The organism is Nocardia sp. bgisy118 (genome assembly GCF_057708605.1).
In genome coordinates this window covers 60,046-84,329 of the sequence record NZ_JBYISM010000012.1, presented here as the reverse complement: position 1 = coordinate 84,329, position 24,284 = coordinate 60,046, and the positions used below count along the sequence as shown (strand labels likewise).

The 24,284-nt window shown below is 68.1% G+C and carries 23 protein-coding genes and 2 pseudogenes; 13 read left to right on the top strand and 12 right to left on the bottom strand.

Going from position 1 to position 24,284, the window contains the following annotated elements:
- Positions 1 to 66: 66 nt before the first annotated feature.
- Together AC3EO7_RS17000 and AC3EO7_RS16995 are read right to left on the bottom strand one after the other, a co-directional pair.
- Entirely contained in the window at positions 67 to 693 is a 627-nt protein-coding gene (locus tag AC3EO7_RS17000) for a maltokinase N-terminal cap-like domain-containing protein (protein ID WP_435591711.1), read from the bottom strand.
- Positions 694 to 743: 50 nt separating this feature from the next.
- A complete protein-coding gene (locus AC3EO7_RS16995; RefSeq protein ID WP_435591710.1) occupies positions 744 to 1,688 on the bottom strand; it encodes a coiled-coil domain-containing protein in 945 nt (314 codons plus the stop codon).
- 650 nt (positions 1,689 to 2,338) lie between these two features.
- On the opposite strand from AC3EO7_RS16995, the gene AC3EO7_RS16990 reads away from it, so the two are divergent.
- Positions 2,339 to 3,583 carry a peroxiredoxin gene (locus tag AC3EO7_RS16990; protein WP_435591709.1) on the top strand — a complete coding sequence of 415 codons (1,245 nt, stop codon included), beginning with the start codon at positions 2,339 to 2,341 and terminating at the stop codon, positions 3,581 to 3,583.
- Positions 3,584 to 3,615: 32 nt separating this feature from the next.
- Here the strand turns inward: AC3EO7_RS16990 and AC3EO7_RS16985 are convergent, their stop codons facing one another.
- Entirely contained in the window at positions 3,616 to 4,014 is a 399-nt protein-coding gene (locus AC3EO7_RS16985; protein WP_435591708.1) for a pyridoxamine 5'-phosphate oxidase family protein, read from the bottom strand.
- Positions 4,011 to 4,829, bottom strand: coding sequence for an NAD(P)H-binding protein (locus AC3EO7_RS16980; protein ID WP_435591707.1), 819 nt, complete (start codon positions 4,827 to 4,829; stop codon positions 4,011 to 4,013). The genes AC3EO7_RS16985 and AC3EO7_RS16980 overlap by 4 nt, the downstream gene beginning before the upstream one ends.
- A 142-nt stretch (positions 4,830 to 4,971) precedes the next feature.
- Here AC3EO7_RS16980 and AC3EO7_RS16975 point away from each other — a divergent pair, with 142 nt between their 5' ends.
- From AC3EO7_RS16975 to AC3EO7_RS16960, 4 genes are all read left to right on the top strand, one after another.
- On the top strand, positions 4,972 to 5,307 hold the full coding sequence (locus AC3EO7_RS16975; RefSeq protein ID WP_435591706.1) for a winged helix-turn-helix transcriptional regulator: 336 nt from the start codon (positions 4,972 to 4,974) through the stop codon (positions 5,305 to 5,307).
- Between the two features lie 214 nt (positions 5,308 to 5,521).
- Positions 5,522 to 9,850 (top strand): CHAT domain-containing protein, encoded by a 4,329-nt coding sequence (locus AC3EO7_RS16970; protein ID WP_435591705.1) that lies wholly within the window; start codon positions 5,522 to 5,524, stop codon positions 9,848 to 9,850.
- A 31-nt stretch (positions 9,851 to 9,881) separates the two neighbouring features.
- Positions 9,882 to 10,298, top strand: coding sequence for a hypothetical protein (locus AC3EO7_RS16965; protein WP_435591704.1), 417 nt, complete (start codon positions 9,882 to 9,884; stop codon positions 10,296 to 10,298).
- Complete coding sequence (locus tag AC3EO7_RS16960) at positions 10,295 to 11,101, top strand: hypothetical protein (RefSeq protein ID WP_431970148.1); 807 nt, start codon at positions 10,295 to 10,297, stop codon at positions 11,099 to 11,101. The genes AC3EO7_RS16965 and AC3EO7_RS16960 overlap by 4 nt, the downstream gene beginning before the upstream one ends.
- Positions 11,102 to 11,137: 36 nt before the next feature.
- On the opposite strand, the gene AC3EO7_RS16955 is transcribed toward AC3EO7_RS16960, so the two are convergent.
- The 3 genes and pseudogenes from AC3EO7_RS16955 to AC3EO7_RS16945 form a co-directional block, all read right to left on the bottom strand.
- A complete protein-coding gene (locus AC3EO7_RS16955) occupies positions 11,138 to 11,590 on the bottom strand; it encodes a winged helix-turn-helix domain-containing protein (RefSeq protein WP_435591703.1) in 453 nt (150 codons plus the stop codon).
- A gap of 37 nt (positions 11,591 to 11,627) precedes the next feature.
- Positions 11,628 to 12,227: pseudogene (locus AC3EO7_RS16950) on the bottom strand (serine hydrolase); the annotation flags it as partial.
- A gap of 152 nt (positions 12,228 to 12,379) precedes the next feature.
- On the bottom strand, positions 12,380 to 12,835 hold the full coding sequence (locus tag AC3EO7_RS16945) for a MarR family winged helix-turn-helix transcriptional regulator (protein WP_435591702.1): 456 nt from the start codon (positions 12,833 to 12,835) through the stop codon (positions 12,380 to 12,382).
- 104 nt (positions 12,836 to 12,939) lie between these two features.
- Between AC3EO7_RS16945 and AC3EO7_RS16940 the strand changes: the two genes are divergently transcribed.
- Positions 12,940 to 13,335 carry a hypothetical protein gene (locus tag AC3EO7_RS16940; protein WP_435591701.1) on the top strand — a complete coding sequence of 132 codons (396 nt, stop codon included), beginning with the start codon at positions 12,940 to 12,942 and terminating at the stop codon, positions 13,333 to 13,335.
- Between the two features lie 190 nt (positions 13,336 to 13,525).
- Here the strand turns inward: AC3EO7_RS16940 and AC3EO7_RS16935 are convergent, their stop codons facing one another.
- On the bottom strand, positions 13,526 to 13,849 hold the full coding sequence (locus tag AC3EO7_RS16935) for a rhodanese-like domain-containing protein (RefSeq protein WP_435591700.1): 324 nt from the start codon (positions 13,847 to 13,849) through the stop codon (positions 13,526 to 13,528).
- Between the two features lie 88 nt (positions 13,850 to 13,937).
- Here AC3EO7_RS16935 and AC3EO7_RS16930 point away from each other — a divergent pair, with 88 nt between their 5' ends.
- Positions 13,938 to 14,414: a MarR family winged helix-turn-helix transcriptional regulator gene (locus tag AC3EO7_RS16930; RefSeq protein WP_431970154.1), complete on the top strand. Its 477-nt coding sequence runs from the start codon at positions 13,938 to 13,940 to the stop codon at positions 14,412 to 14,414.
- Positions 14,415 to 14,904: 490 nt separating this feature from the next.
- Here the strand turns inward: AC3EO7_RS16930 and AC3EO7_RS16925 are convergent, their stop codons facing one another.
- Together AC3EO7_RS16925 and AC3EO7_RS16920 are read right to left on the bottom strand one after the other, a co-directional pair.
- Positions 14,905 to 16,455, bottom strand: a complete 1,551-nt coding sequence (locus AC3EO7_RS16925; protein WP_435591699.1) for a hypothetical protein — start codon at positions 16,453 to 16,455, stop codon at positions 14,905 to 14,907.
- A gap of 151 nt (positions 16,456 to 16,606) precedes the next feature.
- The gene (locus tag AC3EO7_RS16920; protein ID WP_431970156.1) at positions 16,607 to 17,359 is read right to left on the bottom strand and encodes an ankyrin repeat domain-containing protein; all 753 of its coding nucleotides are present in this window, start codon (positions 17,357 to 17,359) and stop codon (positions 16,607 to 16,609) included.
- A 109-nt stretch (positions 17,360 to 17,468) separates the two neighbouring features.
- On the opposite strand from AC3EO7_RS16920, the gene cynR reads away from it, so the two are divergent.
- From cynR to AC3EO7_RS16900, 4 genes and pseudogenes are all read left to right on the top strand, one after another.
- Positions 17,469 to 18,353 carry a transcriptional regulator CynR gene (gene cynR, locus AC3EO7_RS16915; RefSeq protein WP_431970157.1) on the top strand — a complete coding sequence of 295 codons (885 nt, stop codon included), beginning with the start codon at positions 17,469 to 17,471 and terminating at the stop codon, positions 18,351 to 18,353.
- Between the two features lie 198 nt (positions 18,354 to 18,551).
- Positions 18,552 to 19,130 (top strand): carbonic anhydrase, encoded by a 579-nt coding sequence (locus tag AC3EO7_RS16910; protein WP_431970158.1) that lies wholly within the window; start codon positions 18,552 to 18,554, stop codon positions 19,128 to 19,130.
- A gap of 67 nt (positions 19,131 to 19,197) precedes the next feature.
- A complete protein-coding gene (gene cynS, locus AC3EO7_RS16905; RefSeq protein ID WP_431970159.1) occupies positions 19,198 to 19,668 on the top strand; it encodes a cyanase in 471 nt (156 codons plus the stop codon).
- Between the two features lie 80 nt (positions 19,669 to 19,748).
- Positions 19,749 to 19,880 (top strand): annotated as a pseudogene (locus tag AC3EO7_RS16900) (nucleoside deaminase); the annotation flags it as partial.
- Here AC3EO7_RS16900 and AC3EO7_RS16895 read toward each other — a convergent pair.
- On the bottom strand, positions 19,877 to 20,452 hold the full coding sequence (locus tag AC3EO7_RS16895) for a winged helix-turn-helix transcriptional regulator (protein WP_431970160.1): 576 nt from the start codon (positions 20,450 to 20,452) through the stop codon (positions 19,877 to 19,879). The pseudogene AC3EO7_RS16900 and the gene AC3EO7_RS16895 overlap by 4 nt on opposite strands.
- Positions 20,453 to 20,543: 91 nt before the next feature.
- Between AC3EO7_RS16895 and AC3EO7_RS16890 the strand changes: the two genes are divergently transcribed.
- Positions 20,544 to 21,755 (top strand): pyridoxal phosphate-dependent aminotransferase, encoded by a 1,212-nt coding sequence (locus AC3EO7_RS16890; protein WP_431970161.1) that lies wholly within the window; start codon positions 20,544 to 20,546, stop codon positions 21,753 to 21,755.
- Between the two features lie 87 nt (positions 21,756 to 21,842).
- On the opposite strand, the gene AC3EO7_RS16885 is transcribed toward AC3EO7_RS16890, so the two are convergent.
- Positions 21,843 to 22,703 (bottom strand): TIGR03619 family F420-dependent LLM class oxidoreductase, encoded by an 861-nt coding sequence (locus tag AC3EO7_RS16885; protein ID WP_435591698.1) that lies wholly within the window; start codon positions 22,701 to 22,703, stop codon positions 21,843 to 21,845.
- 308 nt (positions 22,704 to 23,011) lie between these two features.
- Between AC3EO7_RS16885 and AC3EO7_RS16880 the strand changes: the two genes are divergently transcribed.
- A complete protein-coding gene (locus AC3EO7_RS16880) occupies positions 23,012 to 24,211 on the top strand; it encodes a site-specific integrase (RefSeq protein ID WP_435591697.1) in 1,200 nt (399 codons plus the stop codon).
- The last annotated feature ends 73 nt before the right edge of the window (positions 24,212 to 24,284 follow it).

The window sequence follows — 24,284 nt, the reverse complement described above, 5'->3', positions numbered from 1 at the left end:
ACCATGATATGACCGGAAGACATGGTTAGCCTGATGTTTGCCGTATTTGTGGAGGCGGTCCGGAGATCAGCCGTGCGCCGACAGCAGAATCGACCGCGTCACCTCGCCACCCGGCCCCCGCCACGGCGCGGTGACGGTGGCGAGGCCCGGCGGCGGCGCTTCCGGATCGAGCCGTCGATGAACTCGGAGGAGCGGTCCGCCGACCACGGTGATCTCGGTGTCGTCGACGCCGTCCGCCACCGCGAATTCCGCCACCGCGGAATCGGATACCGGGCTCGCGACGACGACCGACGAATCCGGGGTGTCGCTCTGGCTCTGCGCCTGCGGTTGCGCGTTCCCGCACATCAGCGCGGCGATCTGCGCGACGGCCACCGGGTCGTGCGATCCGTCGTAGATCCAGCGCAGTCCGAGCACACCGTGCTCCGAGGTACCGATCAGCGCGTGCGCACCGCCGGGCAGCTCGGCGCCGCGGTAGGTCATCGGCAGGTGATAGGTCACCGGTCGCACACCCGAATCGTCGGTGACGACCATGAACTCGATGCCCACCTCCCCTGCCGGGTCGTCGAGCCGGAACCCGCCCACTTTCGTCGGCCGCGGTCGGGTCCCACCGCGATACCACGGGCGGCTCGGCAGCCAGACGGTGAGCAGATCCCGCTTGCTCGGGGACATGGTCGTGCGGTGGATGACAGCCATACCGCACCATAGCGCGCGGGCTGGATCGTAGGCCGCGCTCGGGCTTTCGGTCAGGAGCTCTCGACCGGTTCCGGCGTGACGGGGACTCGCGCGGCCGCGAGCAGCTCGTCGAGTTGGCGTTCGGCACGTTCGGCACGGGCGAGTGTTTGGGTGCGAGCGTCATCGAGGGCGGCGATGCGCTCGCCGGCCTCGGCGCGCGCCTGCTCGAGCGATACGGCTGCCGCCGAGCGCTGAGCGGCCGCTTCGGCGGAGGCGGTGCGGCGCAGGTCGGTGAGTTCGATTCGGGTGGCGTCCAGTTCGCCGCGCAGGCGGGTGAGTTCCTCGCGGGCTTCGGCGAGAGCCTGGGCGCGTTCGGCGGTGGCCTGTTCGGCGCGGTCGATGGCGCGGTCGGCGTCGGCGGCGCGCTGCACGGCGAGGTCGCGTTCGGCGCCCGCCGCGGTGACCTGCTGCGCGGCTTCCCTGCGCACCTGCTCGATCTCGGCGGCAGCCTTACGCCGTGCCTTGTCCACGTCCTCTGTCGCCTGCTGGCGGGCGCGTTCGATGTCGTCGGCGGCTTCGCGTCGCACCGTGCGGATCTCGGCGTCGGCGTCGGCGCGGGCGGCGAAGACATCGTCGGCGGCCTGCTTGCTCATCCGCTCCACCTCGTGCAACGCATCGTCGCGCGCGGTGTTCGCCTCGGCGACCAGTGTTTCCGCGCGTTCCGCAGCGGTCGCCGCGTCGTCGGCGGCGGATTCCGCGATCCGGCGGGCGTCCTCGGCCTCCCGGCGCGCTTGCTCGGCAGCCACCGTCGCGACCTCGGCCTCCGCGATGCGGCGGGCGGCATCGGCCTGCACGGCCTGCACCTGCGCCTCGGCGATCGAGGGATCGGCCAGCGTGGACAGTTCCACCACCGCCGCATTCAGGTTGTTGCTCAGTTGTTCGGCGAGGCCACGGAACTGGGTGAGCAGTTCGTCGGCCCGCGCCCGAGCGGCCGTGATCGGACCCTGTGGCGTCACAGTGACAGAAGCGACGGGTGTCTCCGACTCCTGTTGCAGCCGTTGCCTTTCCCGCCATGCCCGCCACCGCGTGTGGTCGGGGTGTTCACAGTATTCGGACGGACGTCCGGGGCCGCCACCCCGCGTGATGGGCCGGGTGCATCCCGGAAAGCTGCAAGTACTCGACACCCGGGAATCGTAGCGTTGATTTCGTTGGATTCGACGTATTGACACGAAACGAAACCCGTGTCGGCACTTAGGAAGGGCTTTGCGCGACAGGAGGTTCTGACCGCCGATAAGTGAACATTATCGGCGGTCAGAATCTGAGACTCCCCCGCATGCGGCCACATTCGTTTCGTTTCCGTTTGGTCACACCAAATGAAACGTAACGTCAACGAAAGTCGCTGAAAACTAGGATTGCTGGGACAGCCGTACCACTGCTGGGTTCTCACACCACCCGACGCTGACCCGAAAGCCCTAGCCGGGGAGATGGCGGTGTGCCTGGGACTGCCCGTCGGCCGCCACGACTCCCCTAAGCCCTCGCGCACGCGGTCGCCGCAGTGATGCGCCGGGCGGGCACCCGGCAGTAGTCATGGCCATTCTCGCGCTCTGGCGAAAGACCGCCGCACTGCTGCCGTTCCGGGTCCGGCCGGTCCGCGGCGAGACCACCCGTGATCAGGGTCTGCTCGTCGGCGGCCGACAGCTACTGTCGTCGGCATCAACTCTGGCTCGGGGAGTTTTCCGCACCGCTGCCGGTGGACCTCAGCTCCGCACCCGAGATCGCGAAGGCAATTCATCAGCGCGACAAGCTGTTTCGCAGCGACGAGGACCGCGACTGGACTTCCGGCCACGTCAACGCAGCCCGAGACATCATGACCGCCCGGCGGTTCAACCCCGATCCGCTCATGCAGTGGCGGCTCAGCCAACGATGGAACGACCGTGACGCCGCGGTCAAGGCCGTCAACCAAGCCCAGCAACTGCTGCCGACCTGGCTGCTCGTTCTGCCCGAATCGGTGATCCTCGCCGAAATCCTGATGGATCCGGCCTGGCGTCGCCGGATCGGGCTCGCGGAGCAGCTCCACGAACAGCGACCGTTCGCCCACCGTCTCGGGCTCCGCGGCTGGGCTGCGGGCATGCACACCGACAACGACCCACTACGCCGCTGGGTCCACCAGCACCGAATCCAGCACCGAGACACGGCCTCGCTAGCCGGCTACCGGTCTGCGATCGACGATCTCACCAGACGAATCGAAGGGCTCACGACCCGCCGGACGACGCTGATCGCTCAACTGGACCAAGCCGCTCACCGCACCGGCACTGCCGCACAGGTCCATGAGAAAGAGGTAACCATGCCCGAATTCACCAGCCTGCCTGCCGAATTGCCAGCCCCCGCCGATGACGGAGCAGCAGCTCACCTGCCCGGCACGAGAATTCCGTCCCTCACGCTCCAGACAACCAGCGGCGACGACATTCGTCTCGACGATCTCGGTTCCGGCAGGACAGTCATCTACATCTATCCGTTGACCGGTCGACCGGGGACCGACCTGCCTGACGGCTGGGACTCGATACCGGGAGCACGCGGTTGCACACCCGAAGCATGCAGCTTCCGCGACCACTACCAGGAACTGCGCGGAGCTGGCGCCGACAACGTGTTCGGGCTCTCCAGCCAGGACACCGCCTACCAGGCGGAAGTGGTTGAGCGACTCCATCTCCCCTTCAAGATGCTTTCAGACCCTACCCGGAGCCTGGGCCAGGCGCTCACCTTGCCAACGTTCACGGCCAGCGGTCTGACCCTCTACAAACGGCTGACCCTCATCGTCAACGATGGAGCGATCGAGAATGTCTTCTACCCAATCCACCCGCCGAACGACCACGCCAGCCAGGTTTTGACCTGGCTGCGAAAGAACCTGCGATAACACCCGCCGGGCCGATCGTTCAGGTTCCTAGGTCAGGTGTTGAGGGTCATGACGCTGTCCACCGCGATCGTGATGACGACCCGCTCGGGCGGGTTGGGTGGCGGCGACTGATAGCGCCTGGTGTACCGGGACACGCCGTCGGACACCTCGCGTGAATCGTTGGACACGGTCGCCGTGCCTTCGAGCGTGATCCAGCGAAAGCCGTCCACCTGGCACAGGGCGACGCGGCTGCCCGGGTTCGCCGCCAGGTTGCGGGCCTTGCGTGAGGAGCCGACCGTCATGACCCGGGCCAGCCCCGCCTCACCGTCCCAGGTGAAGCGAACCGGCGCAGCGTGCAGTGAGCCGTCCGGCCGAATGGTCGTCAGTGTGGCAGGCAGCGGTTCGGCCAGGAAAGTCTCGGCCGAGGCCGACAGCGGCTTGTGGCGGGTCACTTGAACGCTGTGATGGTGCGTGCCACCCATTCGGCGAAGGTGCGGGGTGGGCGTCCGAGGAGTCGTTCGATATCGGGGCTGACGGCCTGCTCGGTGGCGGAGGGTGTGCCGAGCGCGTCGAGGGTGGCCTCCACGATCGGCTCGGGCATGTACCTCAGCATCTGGGTCCGCGCTTCCGCACGGCTCTGCTCGACGAACCGCACCGACTCGCCCAGTGCGGCACCGATCGCCGCGGCCTGCTGCCGGGGTGAGATCGGTTCCGGCCCGGTCAGCGTATAGATGGTGCCCTGGTGTCCTTGCTCGCGTAGCGCGATGGCGGCTACCTCGGCGATGTCGGCCGGGTCGATGGCCGGGACTGCGACATCACCGAACGGTGCCGCGACCACCCGCTGTGTACGGACCATATCGGCCCATTGCAGCGCGTTGGAGTCGAAGTTGCCCGGCCTCAGCATCGTCCATTCCAGACCTGACTGCTGAACAGAGTCTTCCAGCACCGACGGATGACGTCCCGTGCCAACGCCATGGGACGACAACAGAACCACGCGCGGGACATCGGCCGCGCGCACGACGTCGAGGACGGCATTGATATTGCCGTTCGCCATGAAGTCTGGGGAGGTCAGCAGAAATAACACCGCAGCTCCCTGGAGGGCTGGCGCGAGGCTCTGCGGCTCGGCCAAGTCGGCCTGGTGATGCCGGACTCCCGCCGGTACCCCGATCTCCCTCCGGGACACGGCGATCACCGGCTCGTCAGCCCGGACGAGCGCCTGAACGAGCGGCTGCCCCACATTTCCGGTCGCTCCCGTCACCACAATCATCTCTGTCTCCTGTTCCGCGTTTGTTCAACGCATTCGGCGACGCTACTATCCGAGAGCTAGTAGGTACCTAGGGGAAAGTGGTTTTCAGGTGACCGAGGCCACATCGCAGGTCCCTCCGGAGCTGGCTTGCCCAATCGCTCCGGTGGTCGATCTCGTCTTCAGCCGCTGGACCACGCCGATCCTGTGGACACTCAACGAGTTCGGGCGGCAACGGTTCAGCGAGCTGGAACGCCGCATCACAACGATCACGCCCAAGGTCCTGACGCAGCGGCTCCGGCAACTGGAACGTGACGGGCTTGTCGTGCGCACCTATCACCCCGAGGTCCCACCCCGGGTGGAGTACGAGATCAGCGCACTGGGGCGCAGCCTGGCACCACTTTTCGCAACACTCGCCGAATGGTCGGTCAACCTGGACAAGGTCGATCAGGCCCGACAGGACTACGACGCCCGCGACCGGGCCCCTCACCGTCGAACCTGATCCGAGACAGTGGTAGTGACATGATGTTTCGGCGCCGGAATGAACGTTCGCGCGGAATCCGGCGCTAAGGATTTACCGCAGCGCGGGACCTGCTGGCTCGTGGCCGATTCGTCGGCTGTCGCATCGTCTCAACCGATCCGATTTCCCGGCCGATGCCGCGGTAGCGCCGTACCCTGAAGCGAGCGCCACAGCGAATCAGGGCGAGGGGGCGGGGATGGCGACCCGGGACGAATTGCTGGCCACGCTGTCCGAGCGGCTCGACGAGGCGCTGGCCGCCGACGATCTTTCCGCACTGCTCGGCAAGAAAGTGCTCCGCCAGGCCGAAGAGCTTGTGGCGCAGAGCGATCCGCTCCACGACGTGGAGGTGGCGTACACGCTCGGGTGGTTGCGCTGGTTGCCGTTCGAGGCGCAGCTGACCAGCTTCACCGAAGCGGAGCTCATCACCGTGATGAGCTGGTTCCAGACCGTGTACGCGGCCGATCCGGACGCCGTCCCGGCCCCGCTGCGCGAGGTCATCGAGGAGGACGACCCGCCGCAGGCCCGGGCCGATGCCGACCGCGCGGAGCGACTGATCGACGAGTACGAGGCTCACCAGGACGCCGGCGTGCTGGTCCGCGCCATCGAACTGCTCCGCGCGGCGATCGATGCGACACCCGAGACCAGCTTCCGATACGCGCCGCGGCTGGTGAATCTGTCGGGGCTGCTCGGGCTGTTGGACGAGGAGATGCCCGAAGCCGGCATCCTCGCGGAGGCGATCGACACCGCGCGGCGAGCCACAGACGCCGCCGCCGACGACGACAGGATCCGCTGGCTCGCGATCGGTAATCTCACGCGAGCCCTCTGGCGCGACTACCAGCGAACCGCCGATCCGGAGTCCTTGCGCGAGGCGATCGAGCTGCTACAGGAAAGCCTCGAGCAGCTCTCCGAGGGTGAGGCGACGCCCACGCGCGAGTTCCTCGCCGAATTGACCGAGGAGTGGGATTCACACGCCGAGGAGTTCGCACGCGCGGCGGAGGCCGCGGCGAATTTCGATGTGGAGGACTCGATTTCGCAATTGCGCGCCGAATTCCTGACCGCACGGCCGGAGGATCCGGACTACGGCGGCCGACTGGCCAACTTTGCGAATGTTCTGATTCAGGCATACGACTACGCCGGGTATCCGCAGCTGCTCGACGAGGCCGTGCGCGTCGCCAGGGAGGGGGCGGCGCTGACGCCGGAGGACGTGTGGTTCTTCCACATCGTGCACAACACCCTCGCTGCCATTCGGCTGCGGCGCTATCGCACCTACGGTGATCCGGGCGATCTCGATCACGCCGTGGACGCGATCAACCGGGCGATCGATTCGATCGATTCCGCGCATGCCGAATACGAGCATCTCACCACCAACCGGGCACTCATCTCCAGCGCCCAACCGGAAGGCACGAACGACGAGGGGGCGAGCACGGAGGCGGCGACGCTCACCGATGCCGGTCGCACTGTCGCCGCGCCCGACTTCGCCGACGATCCCGAGCGGCTGTGCGCTGTAGCGGGCAGCCTGTACATCCGCGCCGACGCGCTGCACGACATGGCTGCCGTGTCCAGGGCGATCGGCTACACCGAGCGTGCCCTCGAACTGCTTCCAGCCGAGGACGACCGGCGCGGCGACGCGTTCGACCTGCTGAGCCTGCTGCATCAGCTCCGCTACCGGCGCACCGATGGCGAGAACGATCCCGACGCCGCCGTGGCCGCCGCCGAGCAAGCCGTCCGGTACGCGACCGAGCCCGGCGGTCGGCGGGCGGGATTTCTGTCCAATCTCGCCTCGGCCCTGCTGCTGCGTTCCGCGCCCGGTGATGCCGCGCGCCGCGCCGATTATCTCGCGGAGAGTGTCCGGCTGGCGTCGGCGTCCGGCGACGACCGGCAGGCGATCACTGTGTCGCTCAACGAGATCGGCCTCCTAGTGGAGATGGGCGACTACACCGCGGCGGCCAACGCCCTCACCGATTCGGCCGGGCTGTTCGACGCGACACTGGCCCCGCTCGCCCGGCGCTCGCCCGATCACGGCCGCATCCGACTCGGTCTCGCGGTGCATTGGAGCCGGATCGCGCTCGCCACCCGGCTGGCGGGCCATTTCGACCAGGCGATCGCCGCCACCCGGCGCGCGGTCGAGGTCATCGTCTCCGAACCCAATGACAATCACGCATGGCTGCTGCAACTGGCCGGTCTCACCAGGGAACGCGCCACCCTGTTCCTCGATCCCGCGGACCTCGACACCGCGGAAACAGCGCTGCGCCATCTCATTCGGAGCGGACCCGACCCGGACGAACTCGCCGAGAGTCACTGGCAGCTCGGCGCGGTCTTGCGATTACGCCACAGTCTCAGCCGCGATCCCGCACTGCTCGACGAGGCCGTCGCGCTGCTGCGGGCAGCCGCCGATGGGGAGCTCGACGACCTCAACCGGCGCAAGATCGTCGGGCCCAGTCTGGCCGCCGTCCTGCTGGCCCGAGTCGCGAGCGGCCGGGGCACCGAATCCGATCTGGACGAAAGTGTCGCGCTGCTGGCCGATTCCGTGGCCGACCGATTCGAGACCGGCCTCGATGACACCGACCTGGACGCGCGGAATCTGTACAACTACGCGGGCGCGCTCTATCAGCGATACCTGGCTCGGCGCGACACCACCGACCTGGATGCCGCGATCGACTCCGCGCGACAGGCGGCCGACGAAAGGGATCCCGGCGAGCCGAACCGCGCCCCCATGCTGTGCAACCTCGCCGTCTACCTGCACCGCAGATTCGCCGATACCGGGGACGGCGCCGACTGGGTGCGGGCCGCCGACACCTGGCGGCAAGCCTGGGAGACGCCGGGCGCACCGCTGGTGCCGCTGCTGCGCATCGCGCTCGGATGGGGCACGGCCACCACGCAGTCGGGTGATCCCGCGCGCGGAGCCGACATCCTCGGCCGAGGCGTGGCGCTGCTGCCCGCGCTGGCCTGGCGCGGCTTGGCCCACGCGGACCGACGGCTGCTGCTGCAAGCCGAGGCGGGCGAGTTGACCCAGAACGCGACCGCGGCGGCAATCGCGGCGGGGCGATTCGAGCGCGCGATCGAACTGACCGAAGCAGGGCGGGGCATACTGTGGACCCAGCGACGGGAGGTTCGTGCCGACATCGAGGGATTGCGTAGCGCCGCACCGGAACTCGCCGACGAATTCGAGGTCTGCGCGGCCGCCCTCGATGGCACCGGCGAGCCCGGCGAGCAGGAAACGACGCGGTACGAGCGGGCTGATTCCGCGCGGCGGTTCGAGCGACTGCTCGACCGGATCCGTGGCCTCGACGCCACCGCCGGATTCCCGCGTCCGGCGGAATTTCTGCTCCCCCAACCATTCTCGGCGTTGCGCCCGCTGACCCCCGGCGAATGGATCGTGCTGATCAATTGCAGTGAACTGCGCTGCGACGCGGTCGCGGTGAGCCGGGATCGCGTGGTCGCGGTCCCGCTGCCGGGACTCGATGCCGACACCGCGGTCCGGCAGGCCGAGCTGCACGTGAATACTGTCAAGCGGTACGCCGCCAGTCGGCGCACCACCACCGACACTCAGGTGTTCGACGCGGGCCTGGCCAGAACTGCCGCCTGGATGTGGACCGCTATTGCCGAACCAGTGCTGTGCGCACTGGGTTTCACCGATCGCCCGGCCGCAGGTGCACCGCTCCCACGCATCTGGTGGTGTCCGACCGGTGTCCTCACCGTCATGCCCTTGCACGCCGCCGGATTCCACGCCGAAGGAGCGGGCCGCACGGTGCTGGACCGCACGATCTCGTCGTGGGCCACCTCGCTCACGCACCTCGCGCACGCCCGCCGCACCCACACCGAATCCGAGCCCGCCACCGTCGACGCCCACCTCGACACCTCGGATGGCCGCCGCGCCACCACAGACGCCCACCCTGGCACCCGGCGCGCCGAGTATCCGGGCGCCATGCTGATCTTCGCGGTCCCGGAGACCCCCGGACTCGATCCGATCCCGGCCGCGGCCGAGGAGGCCGAGGATCTGGTGAAACTATTGGGCGCACAACCGCATACGGCGCTGATCGGCGCAGCGGCCACCCGGGCGGCCCTGCTCTCCGGGCTCGCGGACCACACCTGGTTACACGTGGCCTGTCACGGGACGCAGGACCTGTTCGATCCGGCGGACGCGGGGTTGTATCCGTACGACTGGCAGGAGGCGGGCGTGGTCGGCATCGACGATCTCACCGGAACCAGCCGTGGCAGTGGGGAGTTCGCGTTCTTGTCCGCCTGCGAAACCCATGTCGGCGACGCGCGGAATCTGGACGAGTCGATCACGCTCGCGGCCGCGTTGCAGAGCCGGGGCTGGCGGCACGTGATCGGCGCCATGTGGGCGATCGGGGACGTCGCGGCGCACCGCATGTCCCAATGTGTGTACCCCGCACTGCTCGGTTCCGGTCGACCGAGCGCCGACGCCGCAGCGACCGCACTGCACGGCGCAGCGATGGAGTTGCGCGACGCCGAACCGCACGCCATGCGCCACTGGGCGCCGTTCTTGCACATCGGCCCCTAGCCGCAACGAATTCGAAGGGAGCACAACAGGATTGGCACCACCACCTGTCTCGGACCGCACCGCACGCGCTTGGTGGTGTGAGAACCTCCCGGCCTTCACCGAGATCGCCGAGCAAGCCGGTTGGCGCGGTGCACTCGACGCCGCCGTGGCCGACATCGCCGCCGGAACCGCCGTGGCCGAGGCGATTCGCGATCGCGGCCTGCCGGTCGATCCGGCCGAGGCCGTGACCCCGCGACCGGCGCCCGGCGATCGGCACGGGATCGATCCCAGCGATCTGGACCGGTTCGGTGTGCCCGCCGTGCCGGTCCGCGGCGGATACGGGTGCCCGACCAGAGCCTGTGACCGGCGGGCGACCGCGGATCCCCGCACCGGTCACCGGCCGCGCTGCGCAATCGGCGACACCGACATGGTCCGGCGCCTGCCCGGGTTGCGTGGTGGCCGCTCGTGACCGACATCCTGATCGGCCTCGGTAAACGATTGAGCGAAACCTGGTTCACTGCCATCGCCCTGCCGGGATTGCTGTACACCGCGCTCGCGGTCTGGGCGGCACTGGCCGCCCACCGGCACGCGCTCGATCCGGGATTCGTCAGCAGCCGGGTACAGTCGCTCACCCGAGGCGGTCGCGATCTCGCGGCGCTGACCGTCTGGGCCATCCTGCTGCTGGCCGCCGCGACCCTGGCGGGGTTCCTGGCCGCACTGGTCGCGGAAAACCTGGTGCACCGCTGGTGGATTCGCGTGGCGCGGCCCGTGCGCCGCGATCGGCGTCAGGCTGCGGCGCGAGAGCGGTGGCAGGACCGTCACGAGCCGCCACCCGCGCGATACCTGCCGACCCGGGCGACCGCGGTCGGTGAGCACTTCCGCCTGCTGGGTGAACGCGTCGACGCCGAGTACGGGCTGTCCCTGGTGCATGCCTGGCCGCGTCTGTGGCTGTTGATCGGCGCTGAGCGTCGCGAACTCGTCGTCGCGGCGCAGCGCGGCTATTTCACCGACGCCCTCCTCGTCGCCTGGGGCGTTCTCCTGCTGCCGTGGGCCGTATGGTGGTGGCCCGCAGCTCTTCTCGCCTCCGCTGCGGTACTCACCGGGGCTTGGCGGGCCCGCGACAGTTCGCGGGTACTCGCGACGCTGATGGAGTCCACCCTCGACATCCACCAGGCCGACCTGGCCGAAGCCCTCGGCGTCGAACTGCCCAGCGGCCGCATTACCGTCGATCTCGGCAATCAGATCAACGACATACTGAACAAGCGGGCCTGATCACCGAACTGGTTTGTGGCTGGAAACGTTGCCCGGCTAGTGCAAATGCTCGGCGAGATCGGCCGCCGCGGTCATCAGCACCAGCAGCGGAACCACCTTCGCTGGAGGGATGCGGTAGGCGCCGCGGCTATGCTGCTCGATGATCTTCGGGGCGGTGAGCGCGCGGACGTGATGGTAGAGCTGACCGGTCGAGGTCAAGCCGACGGCCTCGGCCAGTTCAGCGCCGGTGCGGGGACCGTCCAGCAGCGCCTGGATCAGTGCTTGCCGCACCGGATGTCCGAGTGCAGCAAGCGCTTCCACCCGGGCGGCGGCTGGCAGGTTCAGGACCGAGGACGCGGCGTAGCGGATCGTCCAGCTGATCTCACTGCCGAAATCGACGGTCCCGCGGTATTCGATGAAGCCGCGGGCGGCGTCCTCGATGACCGGGCGCCCCTCCAGGGCCTCGATCCGCGCCTCGAGTTCGGCGAGTTTACCCTCGACATCGGTCATACCGCGCACCTCAACCGGTGCAGGGTGTCCGGTTCGGTCAAGACCCCATCGCCTCGAACTCCTCCGGCGGAGCCTGCCATTCCAGCTGGGCGCGAGCGATATCCGCGCCCGCGCCGAAACTGCCCGTGGCGATCGCGCGGTGCAGGGCGGTGAGCTGGCGCGCCGAACCCGTCGGCGTGCTGTCGGCCCACGCCAGCTGAGTATCCAAGGGCTGGCAATGTCTTCGACTGGATCTCGGTGCGATAGCCGGGGTCGGCGGCATGACGCCGCGCAGCGGCCCACGGATCGGTGACGGCCGGATCGAGCAGGCGGATCGCATCGCCGAGCTTCGTGGACGGCGAGTAGCCGGTCCAACTGCCGGCCGCCTGGCCTCGATCAGCGCCTGGTCGCCCAGGCGATCGCGCAGGTAATCCGGTGCGGCGTTGTCGCTTTCGCGGATCATGGCGCTGACCATCTGGTCCAGGGTGACCGTATCGCCCGGGAGCCGGGTGCGCGCCGCGTCGTGTGCGCCGCCGTCGGTGCCCGGCAGGTACCAGCGTTCCCAGTCGGTGACGGCGATCCGCTCCTGCGGGTCGAGGGCTCCCGTGGCGACCGCGCGAGCATAGGCCGCCAGCGGGACCACCTTCACCGCCGAGGCGAGGGGTTGCTGACGACCTCAACCCCGGCCCTGGGCAATGTCGAGTGCGGCCGCGGATCATCCGGTCAGCCGAGGCCGGGCGGGGACTTCCGGCCGTTCGGTGCTGCTGATGGTGGCGTTGACTACGGATGCATCGGTGGACTTGTGGAACTTCAGCTGGAAGAGACGGCTTCCTCGTAGGCGCGAAGTGTTGTGATGACCAGGGCGCGCTGCTCGGCCGTCAGCGGGCCCAGCGCGGCGCGCCATCCGCGGTCCGCGCCACCGAGCCAGGCCGCTACCGCCGTTCGATGCGAGTCGGCGATGGTGACAAGGGTGCGTCGCCGGTCGTTCTCGTCGGTCCGGCGGTCCAGTACGCCTTGGCGGCTGAGGTCGCCGATCATCAGGCTCACGGTGGTGGGCGCCACCTCCAGTCGACTCGCCAGCTCGTTCACTGTGAGCGGCCCGTCGAACAGCACGTACGTCAACAACGACAGATGGCGCGGTGCCAAATCGAACGATTGCAGAGCTTCGGGAACCGGCAGGCGTTTCGCGCGGCCGACCAGCCGCGGCATGAGCAACACCATGGCTCGAACGCTGTCGTCCAGGGATAGACCGTGCTCCGTTGACATACCTCTCTCTCCCAAATATTTTTGCTTTCAAAGCAATAACGGTGAACGAGAGACCAATCGTCCCACGCGGACGGGCGGTCGCACCCCTTCGTGGAGGAGAGTCGATGACCGAAGCTACCGCACGCCTCCGAGCACTGACCATCGGATTGCATCCACAAGCCATGGACTACAGTCGTTTTCCTGATCTGGACGAGGCGCAGCTCACGGCCAGGGTCGACGTCACCAATGCCGCTCTCCAGAACACCGAATTCGATGTGATGCCGTGCATGGTCCGCGCGTCGCCCGAGGAGGCTGAAACCGAAATCCGCACACTGCTGGCGGACCAGCAGTTCGACCTCGTCATGGTGGGCGGGGCGGTGCGGGCCTTCCCCGAGCACACCCTGTTGTTCGAGCGCATTGTCAATGTCATCGTCGACGCGGCGCCGGGAATCCGGTTCTGCTTCAACACCTCACCGGAGACCAGTCTCGACGCCCTCCGCAGAGCAGCCGCATCCGTCTGAATCGCGATTACGCGCTTGCCCCGGGGCGTGCCGTGGATCCGAAGATGAGCTGCCCGCTCGCCCCAACCCCGACAACCTCAGGCGAGAGCGTGGACTGGCGGCGGGCGGCAACTCCTCGACCGACAGAGGGAGAGGCCGGACCGGGTGTGGCAACTGCACATAGCACTTGCCACACCCACACGATCGGCCGTCAGTGTTCGACGGGGAAGCCCGCCTCGGTCCAATCCTGAATGCCCTCAGGGTATTTGCGCACATTGGTGTAGCCGAGGGCCGTCAGCTTGGCGGCGACCTGCCCGCTGTTGGGGCACGCCGGGTTCGAGCAGTAGGTGACGATCGCCGCATCCTTGTTCGGAAGCAGTTGCGACGCTTTCGCTTCCACATCGGCTTGGACAAGGTTGAGCGCGCCGGGCAGGTGCGCCCTGGCGTAATACTCGGCCGGGAGCGCATCGATCACGGTCAGCGAACCGGTCTCGAGCTCTCTTGCGAGTTCGTCACGGGTGATCAGGGCAGTCATCAGGAGGACCTTTCTCGAGCACAAATTTGCGTGCGTGCGCACGCTACTACATGCGTGCGCGCGCACGCAATCGACTAGGATGCGTACCGTGCCGAACCATGCGAACCGATCACACCCGGCCGTCAGCGCCTGGGCCGCGTTGCTTCAGGTGCACGCCAAACTCGTCCCCGAGCTGGACGCGGAACTACGTCGCACCACCGGACTGCCCCTGAGCTGGTACGACGTGCTGCTGGAGCTGAATGGTCCGCAGCCATTGCGCATGAGCGACCTGGGCGAACAGGTGGTGCTCAGCCGAACCCGGGTGAGCAGGCTGGTCACCGAACTGGAGTCACACGGCCTGGTGCTCCGCGAATCCAATCCGGACGACGGCCGCTCCGCCTTCGTCAGCATCACCGACACCGGCCGACAACGCCTCCGGGCAGCCGCTCCGCACTACCTCGCCGCCATCGAACGCCGCTTCACCGGCCTCGACACCACAGAACTCGACGCCATCTCATCGGCACTCCGGAAAGTCTTGGGCCAGAACGACCTTCCCCATCCCACCATCAGAGGTCATCGGTCGTAGTCGCCGAAAATGGAGTACCCGAGTGAATATCGGACCTGAGGTCCGTACGACTGCCGGAGTCGTGCGAGGCGGATGGGAGAACACCGTCGTCCGATCGATCACCCGAGTCCGGCGGGTCACCTGGAGAGGGAGCCGGCGCTGTTTGCTCGGCCTGGATCTCGATCTCGACCTGAGTTCGCGCCGCGCCCGGATCCCACATGTCCTGGAACGGACCGGTGACCGAAACACCACCGATCCCCCGCCGACGCGCGCGAGTCGTAGCCCACGCGAATCCACCCGTGATCAGCACGATGGGACCGACGGATATCACGAACAGCAAGAAACCGTCCATGCCCCGATGCTACTTCCCACGACACCTCCTGACACGAAACCGGAACGACAGCGCGGCGACAGCACCGGACGGAACCTTCGACCTCCCCACTGCCGACGACGGCGGGCCGCCGCCGAGCGAAGACGGTGCGAACGTTCGGGTGAACGCCCGGTTTCCGGGTCAGTGATCGATGAGTGCGGTGAGCTCGCGGCGGAGCTCGTCGTCGGGTTCTGTTGCGGCAGTGGCGGTTACCCAGCTGCGGATGTCGTCAGGGAGGTCGTGGCCGTACCATTCGACGAGGGTTCGCAGAGCTGCGCGGCGCAACCGTACTGGATTGGCGCCGAGCGCGGAGCGCACCAGCGGCAGGCCGGTTCCCGACGCCGCGCGCCGCACAGTCGACACCATGATCTCCAGGATGTGGTCATCGGCGCGACGCCTGCCGCCAGGCTTCGGCCCGCGGGTGATCTCGTCCAGCGGTAGCAGATCCTGCGCCAGGTCGGCCAGCGCGGCAACCGCGTGGTCGGGCGTCCTTTTGGACACCCATTGCCACGCGTAACCGTTGCGTGGATTGCGTCGAAGATGGGCCAGGGCCTGCGGATATGCCTGGATCCCGACGGCTTCTGCGCAGGACAGTGCTTGGTTGAAGCCGAATTCGCCTTCCGGCTGGGCCAGGCGCGCCCGGACCTCGTCGGCCCAGTCGGTCCGCGCGAGCAGCGCCGCGTATTCGGTGGCCAGACCGGTGACCTCGTCGGAGGGCCAATCCAGTTCCGGGGGTGGGTCGTTCAGTAGACCTGTGATCGTCCGCGTACTGCGGATGCGGGTGAGGGTCGGAGCAGCGGTGGCGAGCAACTCGGCGAACCGGATCAGCACCGGCAGTGCGTCGGGGTAGTGCCGGATGTCCGCGGCTGGTCCGCCGTGGAGGGCCAGCGCGGCGAGAATGTCGGCGGCGCCGTCGAGGAGTTCGTCGCCGACCTCGGAGGCGAGCAGCGCGCCGCGGAGATCGCCGGTGGTGGCGGCGAGATGGGCGAGGTATTCGTTCATCACGCCGTTGCGGAAGCCGGTTCGCAGCAGCCATGCCTTGATCTCGGGATCGGTGGTTCTCGCCAACCGCTCCACGGCGTGGATTCGTCCCCATCCGTCGACGCGGCGAGCGAGCTGGTACACCGCGCGATGCCGATCCGGTTGCGAATTGCCCAGCGCTACCACCGCATACAGCGTCAGATCGCCCAGAGTCCCCAATGTCAGCAGCAATTCGCGGTCTCGCTCGTCGCCGGTCACTCCGAGGATGACGATGCCGAGCGCCACGGCATTGCGGCGGGTGCCGTGTTCGGTCAGCCACCGCGCCACCGACCGCACCTCGTCGCGCGGCAACGTGGCAGCGCGCAGCTCACGAACCAATGCGTCGGCCAGCGCGAGCGCTGAGCGCTCGGCCAACTGATCGTGCAATGCGGCCAGTGCCGAATCACTCGGCGCGGCAACGATATCGGTGATCGTAGCGACGGCGGCAGCGGCGACGTCCGGCTCGGCCGGGGCCGTGGCGTGATGGGTCTGCACACCATCGAGGACGGTCGAGTTCAGGAGCTTCCGCTCGTCAGGTGAATCGTCCGGCAGCGGACGGCCTTCCGCAGGCCATGGGCCTGGCCCGTGCAGGGCAGCGAGACTGATTGCGTGGGCGAGAAAAGTGGTCTGGTCATCGATGTCGTCGGAGACCAGCCACTCGCCGGGGGTCACCGGCAGGGGCGCGCGGCGCCCTTTCCGTTAGAGAAAGTCACCGCGACACCATACGACAATGGGGAGGGTTTGTGCACGCCCACATCTCCCCCGCGGCGTGAATTGCCATGGCGCAGGCCCGCGAAGAAGTTCTCGAGGTCGACGAAATCGGTCAACGACGGGCCTCGAGGATCGAGACGATCCCGGTTTGCCCACGCCGCTGGGCATTGTCGAGAGCGGTGCGTCCGGATGCGTCGCGGATCGAGGGGTCGGCGCCCGCGTCGAGCAGGGCGGTCACGACCCGCTGGTAGCGCTCGGATCCGTCTCCGTAAACGATCGCCTCGTGCATCGCGGTCCAGCCCGGCTCGTTGACGTGGTCGACTTCGACGCCCGCGTCGATCAACAGCCGCACCGTGCTGAGGTATCCGTGTTCGCTGGCCGGGATCAAGGCGGTGCCGCCGTAGCGGTTCACGCTGTGCACGTCGGCGCCGTGGCGCAGGGTGAGCTCGAGGATGTCGTCGATGCCTTCGGCGCCCGCGTAGAGGTAGGCCGAATCTTCCATGTCGTCCTTGGCGTTGACGTCGGCACCCGCCTCGATCAGTGCCCGCGCCGCGGCGGAAGCCCGGTTCTTCGTGGCCGCGATGAGCGGAGTGCGATCGTGGTCGCCGCGGAACTCGATGTCGGCCCCACCGGCGATGAGCTCGCCTACCTTCTCGGCGTCGTCGGCCGCGGCCGCCCGCACCAGCTGCGGTCCGAGTGCGGGGTCGCGGAGAGCGCGCACGGGGGACGGCTCCGCAGCGGAGGTACTCCTCGGGTCGACCGGCGGCTGCACGGTCCGGTCGCCGGGAGGATCGGCCGTGCAGGCCGCGATCGAGAAAGCCAGTGCGGCCGCGGCCAGCACGATTCGGTGGGAACGCTGGATCAATGGAGAACTCCTGACTCGGGTTGCCGATATCCCCACCATGCCCAGGAATCGCGATAGTGCCCAATACAGAGGTCCCATGGTTGCGATAGAGCGCGTCTATAGTTCGTTCATGGAGCTGCGCCTCATCCGGTATCTGCTCGCGGTCGCCGATCACGGCAACTTCACCCGTGCGGCGGAGTTCCTCCACGTGTCACAGCCGACGTTGTCGCAGCAGGTCAGGCAGCTCGAGCGCGCGCTCGGCGTGCAGCTGCTCGATCGCTCCGGTCGCGCCGTGCGGCTGACCGAGGCCGGGGAGGCGTACGCGCATCACGCCCGGCTCGCCCTGCGCGATCTGGATGCCGGTGAGCGCGCGATCCACGATGTGCAGGATCTGTCCCGCGGCCAGCTCCGGGTGGCGATGACGCCGACGTTCACCGCCTACTTCATCGGTCCGCTCGTGCACGAGTTCCATGCCGCGTACCCGGGTGTGACGCTCACCGTCGTCGAGACGACCCAGGACCGGATCGAGGCCGACTTGCTCGCCGACCGTGTCGATCTCGGTATCGCCTTCGCGGGCGCCCATGCCGCCGGGGTCGAGGGCGTCGCGTTGTTCGCCGAACGCCTCAGCTTGGTGGTCGGATCGACCCACGCCCTGGCCGGCCGCGCGAAGCCGCTGCCGGTCGCGCGGCTGGCGCGGTTTCCGCTGGCGCTGCTCACGCGCGATTTCGCGACCAGGACGCACATCGATGCCTACTTCGAGGAAAGCCGCAGCACGCCGAGCATCGCGGTGGAAGCCAATTCCATCGGAGCGCTGGTCGAGTTCGTGCGCCGCGGTTCGCTGGCCACCGTGCTGCCCGATGCGATCACTCGCGCGCACGCCGAACTGGTTCCGATCGACTTGGCGCCCGGGTTGCCCACCCGGACCGTGGAGTTGTTGCGGCGCGGGACCGCCTATCAGTCGGCCGCCGCGCGAGCGTTCGCCGCGCTCATGAAGGACGCCGCCCGGTCGAACTGAACGCGGCGACCTCCCTCCGAATCGATCTGCCACGCAGTCCATTCGGCGCGCAATGAGGACGGTGCGAACGCCGGTCGATCTTCGCGCAGCCTTCAACTATTGGCGTGAACAATCGCAAGCATGGGAACTGCGTCTTGGACGCTATAGCCGCAGGTTGTGCATGGTGGATTCGTCAGGCCCTACCGAAGGGAGCGATCCATGCACGACCTCGCCGCCGGCGTCGCGAGTTTCCAACGCGATGTCTTCCCGTCCAAGGCGGATCTGTTCGCCCGTTTGGCGACGAGGCACCGTCCCGAGACGCTGTTCATCGGCTGTTCCGACGCGCGTGTGGTTCCTGAGCTGGTGACGAACAGTGAGCCCGGCGAGCTTTTCGTGATCCGCACCGCGGGGAATCTGGTTCCCGCCTACTCGGACACCGACGGGGTGACGGCGAGCATCGAGTACGCCGTCGCCGTGCTGGGTGTCTCGCGCATCGTGGTGTGCGGCCATTCCGGCTGCGGCGCGATGACCGCCCTGGCCGAAGGTCGCGATCTGAGCAGGACTCCGATGCTCGCCGAGTGGTTGCGGCACGCGGGCTCCACCGCCCTCGGCGTCTCCGTTCCAGCGCTCGTGCGAGCGAATGTCCTCGCACAGCTGGCCAACCTGGCGGGTCACCCGCAGGTTGCCCGGGCGGTCGCGGCGGGCGGCCTAACCGTCGAGGGATGGGTATTCGACATCGGCACCGGCGCGATCACCGTCCTCGACGGCTCGGATTCCGGCAACGTGCCGGCTGCCTGACCTCCCACGCGAAAACCGAAGCGGTCCGGACTTGCCGGGCCGGTCGACCAGAAAGGAACAACCCACTATGGTGCACGCACAATTCGATCCCACCGCCCGCCAAGCTTTGGCCGCCGCGGCGGTGGACGCGAAGATCACCAAAGATCTCACCTGGCAGCAGCTCGCCGACGCGGCCGGGCTGTCGGTCGCCTTCGTCACCGCCGCGGTGCTGGGCCAGCACGCCCTTCCGCGCGAGGCCGCCACGGCGGTCGCCGAGCTGCTGGGCATGGACGACGACGCGGCGAAGTTGCTGCAGACGATCCCGACTCGCGGGTCCATTCCCGGCGGTATCCCGACCGATCCGACGATCTACCGCTTCTACGAGATGTTGCAGGTCTACGGCACAACCCTCAAAGCACTGGTGCACGAGCAGTTCGGCGACGGCATCATCAGCGCGATCAATTTCAAGCTCGACGTGCGCAAGGTCGCCGACCCGGAGGGCGGCGAACGCGCCGTGATCACCCTCGACGGCAAGTATCTGCCCACCAAACCGTTCTGAGAAGCGAGGAGTAGCAATGGATTTCACACAGCGCACCATCGGTCTCGCGCGCCGCAACGTCACCGAGGGCGGGCGGCCCTTCGCGACCGTGGGACCAGCGCCGCCTGCCCATGCGCTACGCGCCGCACGACGAAGCGGTCGACGTCTATCGCCTCTGGCAGGAACGCAACGGCGGCGAGCGGCGCGTCGCGGGCGCCCCGACCGGCAGCTAACGCTTCGCAGGCTCGGCCAGTGAGCGCGTGCCCATGACCACCTCGGTCGCGGCGGCCAAGTCGAGGTGGAGTTCGAGGTCAGGGGCCTCGGCGGGGCCGTCGTGGTGGCTGATGCCCGCGCCGGTCACCACGTAGTGGAACGTGGTCTCGCCGATGTGAACAGTGACGACCCCCTCGGGGAGCAGGTCGGCGACCGCGCGGCCCAGCGGCAGGGCGAACCAGTGCGCGCGGACGGCATCGGTGGCGCCACGCTCGCCGAGCAGCGGTGCGCCCCAAGCCGACAGCGCGGCGAGCACGGGCCGCAGGCCGAGGCCGACCTCGGTGAGTTCGTAGACGGCGGTCGCCGCGCGGGGACCGACGCGGCGACGGGTGAGGATGCCGTCGCGCTCGAGGTCCTTGAGCCGGGCGGCCAGCACGTCGGTGCTGATGCCCGGCAGGTCCGCGAACAGATCGCTGTAGCGGCGCGGACCCGACGACAGTTCGCGGACCACAAGCAGCGTCCACCGGTCGCCGACGACATCGAGTGCGCGGCTGACGGCGCAGAAGTGGGCATAGCTTCGACGTGGCACCATGCCACTGTATCGAATCGCTTGGAAAATCCAAGTGCATACTTGGAAAAACCAAGTAGAGTGTGTGCGGCAACCGCACTCAGAAGGGATGTTCATGCAGGTCAAGCAGTCGAGCAAGCTCGCGGGCGTGTCGTACGAGATCCGTGGCCCGGTGGCCGAGCACGCCGCGCGGCTGGAGGCCGAGGGCCACCACGTCGTGAAGCTGAACACCGGCAATCCCCTGCCGTTCGGCTTCGAAGCGCCCGCGGAGCTCTTGCAGGACATCATCCGCACGCTGCCCGCCTCGAGCGGTTACTCGTCGTCGAAAGGCCTGTTGTCGGCGCGGCGGGCGGTCGTGCAGTACTACCAAACCCTTGGTGTCGACGATGTCGACGTGGAGGAAGTGTTCCTCGGCAACGGGGTTTCCGAGCTGATCATGATGGCGATGACCGCCCTGCTGGAGAACGGCGACGAGGTGCTCGTCCCCTCGCCCGACTTTCCGCTGTGGACCGCGGCGACCACGCTCAACGGTGGCAGGCCGGTGCACTACGTCTGCGACGAGTCCTCGGACTGGTTTCCCGACGTGGCCGATATCGCCGCCAAAGTCACCGACCGCACCCGGGCGATCGTGCTCATCAACCCGAACAACCCGACCGGCGCGGTCTATTCGCCGGAGGTGCTGCGCCAGGTCCTCGAGATCGCGCGCCGCCACAATCTCGTCGTGTTCTCCGACGAGATCTACGACAAGATCCATTACGACGATCTCACCCACACGGCCACCGCCGCGCTCGCCCCCGATCTGCTGTGTCTGACCTTCTCCGGGCTCTCCAAGTCGTACCGGGCGGCCGGATTCCGGTCCGGCTGGCTGGTGGTGTCGGGTCCCACCGAGCACGCCGAGAACTACCTGGAAGGTCTGACGATGCTCGCCGGGCTGCGTCTGTGCGCGAATGTGCCTGCGCAGCAAGCGATTCAGGCCGCGCTCGGTGGGCATCAGAGCATCACCGACCTCACCTTGCCCGGCGGCAGGCTGCGCGAGCAACGCGACCGCGCCTGGGAAGCGCTGAACGCGATTCCCGGTGTCTCCTGCGTCAAACCCAAGGGCGCGATCTACGCCTTCCCGCGCATCGACCTCGATATGTATCCGATCCACAACGACGAACAATTCGTGCTGGATCTGCTGCTCCAAGAGAAGCTGCACATCGTGCAGGGCACGGGCTTCAACTGGAAACGACCCGACCACTTCCGCATCGTCACCCTCCCGCACGCCGACGAGCTCGAAGCGATCATCGAACGCATCGGCCGCTTCCTGGCCACCTACCGCCAGTGATCGTCGGGCGAATGCCGCTGTTTCGCAGCGGGATTCGCCTGATGCTCGGCCGAACCTGCCCGACGAGACGTCGGCCGAGCGCAGAGATCACACGCGGGCGACACCGAATTGTTCGGCGAAGCACGACAGTTCGTCGAGTTGTTCGTTCGGGTCCGACGCGGTGGCGCTGACGACGACACGGGTGACGCCCTGCGCGGCGAAGGCGGCGAGCCGTTCGTCGGTCATATCGATGCCGCTCCAGCGGGTGTATTCGAGCGCGTCCGGGTCCCGCCCGGCTTCCTCGGCCGTCGAGCGCGCCAGATCCCACTGGACCTTGCGCTCTTGCGGGACCAGCATGCCGCCCGCGAAGTATCCGTCGCCGCGCAGACCCGCTCGGCGCGCGGCAGGCAGGCTCGATCCGCCGACGTGAATCGGCAATGTCGTGGCCTGGTAGGGCTTCGGGTACTGGACGAGATCATCGAAGGCGAAGAACTCGCCTTGGTAGCTGACGCCTTCTTCGCCACCCGCCCACAGCAGCCGCAGCACATCGATCGCTTCGTCGGCGCGTCGTCCGCGGGCGCGGAATTCCACACCGGTGGCCGCCGCTTCTTCGGGCAGGGTGCCCAATCCCACGGTCAGCAAACGCATCCGGCCCTTGGACAGCACGTCGATGGTCGCCAACTGCTTCGCGAGCACCACCGGGTGCCGGTACGGCAGCAGCAGCACGCCGGTGCCGAGCAGCAGCCGCTCGGTCGCCGCGGCGACGTAGGCGAGGGTGTCGAGCGGGTCGAGGAACGGCAGCGTGGGCGGGACCTCGAAGGTGTGCATCTTCGCGCCGGGAAACAGCACCAGATGTTCGGGCAGGTACAGGCCCTCGAATCCGCAGGCCTCGGCGTGGCGCGCGTAGTCGATGATCCGGTCCGGATCGGCCCCGAAATGGGCGCTGCTGTAACTGACCGCGAACTTCATATTCGATCCCTTCCGGCGCGATGTCCGTGTCGCCGTTCAGTGCTGATACCGGCTCCGGTGTATATCGCCGGGTCCGGCGGTCGTCCGCGGGGAGAACCTTGCCGTGCTCGAGAAAAATTCCCGACCCGACATCGGGTTGTCGCGACTCCGACCGAGTCGCGCGGTAGGAACCGCGCCACCGCTGTCCACGACCGCAACATGGCGTCCGGGTGCGCGACCAGCTCTCCGCCAGCGCATAGTCTGGGCTCGAATGCGGTCGGCGCCATTACGTTCTGTGCGCTGCCGACCCGGGGCAGTGAGGAGCGGAAGTGGGCGACAGCGTCGTGGCCGTGCCGGAAGCGGTGCGCACCGAGCTGCGTCGTGGCGTGCGCAGCGTGCTGGTCGACCCGGCCGCCTTGCATGTGGTGCGTGAGCGATTCGACGACGTCCAGGCCGGTTCGCTGCGCCGGTACCTGGAGGCGTCGCAGTCGGCGAACACGCTGCGCGCCTACCGCACCGACTGGATCGCCTGGGCGGGGTGGTGCGCGGCCGAAGGGCGGCAGGCGCTTCCGGCCGACGCGCTCGATGTCGCGGTGTATCTGGCGGCCGCGGCCGACGCGCGACGCCCGAACGGCGAATGGGCGTTCGGCCCCGCCACATTGGAACGCAAATCGGCCGCGATCGCCGCCGTGCACGCCGCCAACGGACTGCCCTCCCCCACCCGCTCCGACGTGGTCCGCCTGACCCTGCGCGGTATCCGGCGCACCCGCCGCACACCGCCCACCAGGAAGCGCCCCGTCCTGCTGCACACCCTCGACCAGTTGCTCGCCGGCCTGCCCGAGCCCGGCTGGCCCACCGAACCTGCCCGCCGCCGCGACGCCCTCGCCCTGCTGATCGGCTTCGCGGGCGCGTTGCGCCGCAGCGAACTCGCGAGCCTGCGGGTCGCCGACGTCCGGGTGAGCACGGATCACGCCACCGGCGAACCGATCCTGCTCGTGCACTTGCCGACCACCAAGACCGACCCCACCGGCGCCGCCGAACAGCGTGTGGCACTACCGCGCGGACAACGCCCGCGCACCTGCCCCGTCTGCGCCTGCGCGGCCTGGCTCGAGCTCCTCGAAATCCACACGGCCGCAGGACCACTCGCTCTCCGCGACCACTGCACGACACCCATGGCGAATGACGGAATCCACCGCTGCCACGGCTTCACCGGCACTCCCCTCGCCGAACACCCGGACCTGCCGCTGTTTCCCACGATCACCCGCCACGGCGGCATCGGCGACCGCCCGATGTCGGGGCGCGCCGTCGCCGAACTCGTGAAACGCTACGCCGCCCGCGCGGGCCTCGACCCGAACCTCTTCTCCGGACACTCTTTACGCGCGGGCTTCGCCACCCAAGCCGCCCTCGGCGGCGCCAGCGACCGCGAAATCATGCGCCAGGGGCGCTGGTCAAATCCCCGCACCGTGCACGGATACATCCGCACGGCGAACCCGCTGGAAGACAACGCCGTCACCAAACTCGGTCTGTGACAGGTAACCGACTCGGCGCGGGCGAAGCGGTGTGCGGTTCGCCTGTCGGCCAGTCCGGCAACCAGCGCACAGA

Coding starts and splice junctions, on each gene's coding strand:
- AC3EO7_RS17000 (WP_435591711.1), bottom strand. CDS start 693: ATGGCTGTCATCCACCGCACGACCATGTCCCCGAGCAAGCGGGATCTG.
- AC3EO7_RS16980 (WP_435591707.1), bottom strand. CDS start 4,829: ATGATTGTGGTGACGGGAGCGACCGGAAATGTGGGGCAGCCGCTCGTT.
- AC3EO7_RS16970 (WP_435591705.1), top strand. CDS start 5,522: ATGGCGACCCGGGACGAATTGCTGGCCACGCTGTCCGAGCGGCTCGAC.
- AC3EO7_RS16955 (WP_435591703.1), bottom strand. CDS start 11,590: ATGACCGATGTCGAGGGTAAACTCGCCGAACTCGAGGCGCGGATCGAG.
- AC3EO7_RS16945 (WP_435591702.1), bottom strand. CDS start 12,835: ATGTCAACGGAGCACGGTCTATCCCTGGACGACAGCGTTCGAGCCATG.
- AC3EO7_RS16940 (WP_435591701.1), top strand. CDS start 12,940: ATGACCGAAGCTACCGCACGCCTCCGAGCACTGACCATCGGATTGCAT.
- AC3EO7_RS16935 (WP_435591700.1), bottom strand. CDS start 13,849: ATGACTGCCCTGATCACCCGTGACGAACTCGCAAGAGAGCTCGAGACC.
- cynR (WP_431970157.1), top strand. CDS start 17,469: ATGGAGCTGCGCCTCATCCGGTATCTGCTCGCGGTCGCCGATCACGGC.
- AC3EO7_RS16910 (WP_431970158.1), top strand. CDS start 18,552: ATGCACGACCTCGCCGCCGGCGTCGCGAGTTTCCAACGCGATGTCTTC.
- cynS (WP_431970159.1), top strand. CDS start 19,198: ATGGTGCACGCACAATTCGATCCCACCGCCCGCCAAGCTTTGGCCGCC.
- AC3EO7_RS16895 (WP_431970160.1), bottom strand. CDS start 20,452: ATGGTGCCACGTCGAAGCTATGCCCACTTCTGCGCCGTCAGCCGCGCA.
- AC3EO7_RS16890 (WP_431970161.1), top strand. CDS start 20,544: ATGCAGGTCAAGCAGTCGAGCAAGCTCGCGGGCGTGTCGTACGAGATC.
- AC3EO7_RS16885 (WP_435591698.1), bottom strand. CDS start 22,703: ATGAAGTTCGCGGTCAGTTACAGCAGCGCCCATTTCGGGGCCGATCCG.